General features: G+C 69.0%; 2 protein-coding genes. Both read right to left on the bottom strand.

All coding sequences use genetic code 11. The features are described 5' to 3' along the window. Nucleotides 1-1,193 (bottom strand): hypothetical protein (locus tag FNH08_RS49075; RefSeq protein ID WP_152778416.1); only part of this gene is annotated, 1,193 nt, incomplete at its 3' end. Next, nucleotides 1,183-2,043, bottom strand: coding sequence for a hypothetical protein (locus FNH08_RS49070; RefSeq protein WP_152778415.1), 861 nt, complete (start codon nucleotides 2,041-2,043; stop codon nucleotides 1,183-1,185). The genes FNH08_RS49070 and FNH08_RS49075, both read right to left, overlap by 11 nt. Nucleotides 2,044-2,219: the final 176 nt, after the last annotated feature.

Here is a 2,219-nt window from a genome sequence, read left to right as displayed (position 1 = left end):
CCTCCAACCCCGCCTCCGGAGGCGGGGTTGGAGGGGCGGGGTGCGGACGACTGGCCTCCGCCCCCGCCGTTGTTGTCCGCCCGGGTGCTGTGGGTCTTGATGCCCTGGGCCACGAGGGTGGCCGGGGAGCTGATGACGGCGGCGGCCTTGCCTTCGGCGCCCTGCATGATGCGGTTGTTGCGGGAGTGCGCGATCTCGTCGCCGAAGCCCGGGACGAAGCGGTAGATCATCGCGGACGCGAAGATGGCCAGCAGGATGATGGACAGGCCGGAGACGACCGCGGAGAACGCGTCGGGGCCGTCCTCGCCGGCCAGTGCGCCGGCGAGTCCGAGGACGATGACGATCACTGGTTTGACCAGGATCACCGCGATCATGATGCCCGCCCAGCGGCGGACGTGGCCCCAGAGGTTCTTGTCGACGAGTCCCGCGTACACGACGGTGCCGAGCAGCGCGCCGACGTACAGCAGTGCGGCCCTTATGACCAGCTCCAGCCAGAGGACGCCGGCGGCGAGGATCGAGACCAGCGACACGACGATGAGCATGATGGGCCCGCCGCCGATGTTCTCGCCCTTCTCCAGGGCGCTGGAGAAGTTGCCGAAGAAGGTGTCGGTCTGGTCGCCGGTGGCCTTGGCCAGGACCTCGCTGACGCCGTCGGTCGCCGAGACGACGGTGTAGAGGATCAGCGGGGTGAAGGCCGAGGCGAGGACGGTGAGCCAGAGGAAGCCGATCGCTTCCGAGATGGCCGTGGTGAGCGGGACCCCTCGTACGGCTCGCTTGGCGACCGCGAGTACCCAGAGGAGGAGGGTGAGGATCGTCGAGGCCGCGAAGACCACGGCGTACTGCTGGAGGAACGTCGGGTTCGTGAAGTCGACGTTCGCGGTCTCCTTGATGGCCTCGGAGAGCTTGTCGATGGTCCAGGAGGCGGCGTCGGCGCAGCCCTTGGCGAGGGAGGAGAGGGGGTCGAGGGGGTTGGTGACGTCGGGGGTGCTGCCGCCGCGGCTGCCGCCGGCGTTGTCGCCTTCGCAGATCTCCCTGGATTCGCCGGAGAGCAGGGAGCAGTCGGCGTTGCCGGACGACGGCGAGGGCGACGGCGTGGGTGCCGCGACCGCCCGTGTGGCGAGCATGAACGCGGCGGTCTGTACGGCTGTGAGGGCTGCGCCGACCCTGAGTACGCGGCGTGCGCTACCGGGCATACGTGAACCCTCCGTACTCCTCGACTGCCTTGGAGATCTCGTCGGACGTCGACACCCTGTTGTCGCCGTTGACCGGCGCGGGGCCTTCCTTCTGGGAGAAGCTGTCGACCTTCCAGTCGCCGTCGGTCCAGCGCAACTTGAGGGTCATGGTGAACCAGTCGCTGGTGACCGGGTTGTCCGAGCTCTCGCCCGTCATCCCGTACACGCCCGTGCACCAGACCTCGACGGTGGCGGTTCTGTCCGAGTAGTCGGTGGTCCTGGCGCCGACCGGCATCGTGCGTGAGACGTACAAGTCGCCCTTGGGCGCGTCGCCGTTCTCGTCCAGGCCGACCTTGTCGAGGAACGCCTTGTCGTACACCTGGTCGAGGTTTCTCTGCAGTGCGGAGACCTTGTCGGCGGCGAACACCTGACGGACGATCTCGGTCCGCCGCGTGGGCTTGAGGATGTCGGCCGAGACCAGCGCCGCCGTGTAGTTCGCGGCCGCCGACTCGACGCCCTGCTCACTGTGCGCGAACCCGGAGGGAATCCCCGCCGACTTCGTCCCCACCGGCTCCTTCCCCGAAGGGGCCGTCGCCGAGGATTCCGTCTTGTCGCCGGATGTGTCGCTGTTCTCGGAGTCGTCGCCGCTGCGGTTGGCGAAGGCGATGGCGGCGATGAGCAGGACGACCACGCCCACCACGGTCACGAGGCTGCGGGAGGACGACTGGCGGCCGCGTCGGGCGCCGCCGTACACGCCGCCGCCCTGTTGCTCGGGCAGCCGGGTGCGGGTCTGGCCCGTGCCGCCGTACGTCCCGTCGTCGCCGCCCCGCGAGCCGGCTTCGCCGTACCCGTGGTCGTCACCGAGACTCATGCCGCGTATGCCCCCTCGACCTTGTACGGAAGGACCTCGTACCGAAACGCATAGCAGTACGACGGTAGCCGTGCTGGTTCCCGCGCGGGCGCGGTGTGGAGACTCGACATCAGGGACATCAGGGGAACGCAACCTCAGCCGGTGGGCGCGACGGACGGGTGGGGGTAGTGGGGCAC

Origin of the sequence: Streptomyces spongiae, from assembly GCF_009377185.1 — a bacterium.
GTDB lineage: Bacteria > Actinomycetota > Actinomycetes > Streptomycetales > Streptomycetaceae > Streptomyces > Streptomyces spongiae.
Note: the sequence above shows the minus strand (reverse complement) of the source record. Positions and strands in the feature narration are given on the sequence as shown.

Excerpts from the sequence above, each read along its gene's own strand:
- FNH08_RS49070 (WP_152778415.1), bottom strand. The coding sequence starts at position 2,043 with ATGAGTCTCGGTGACGACCACGGGTACGGCGAAGCCGGCTCGCGGGGC.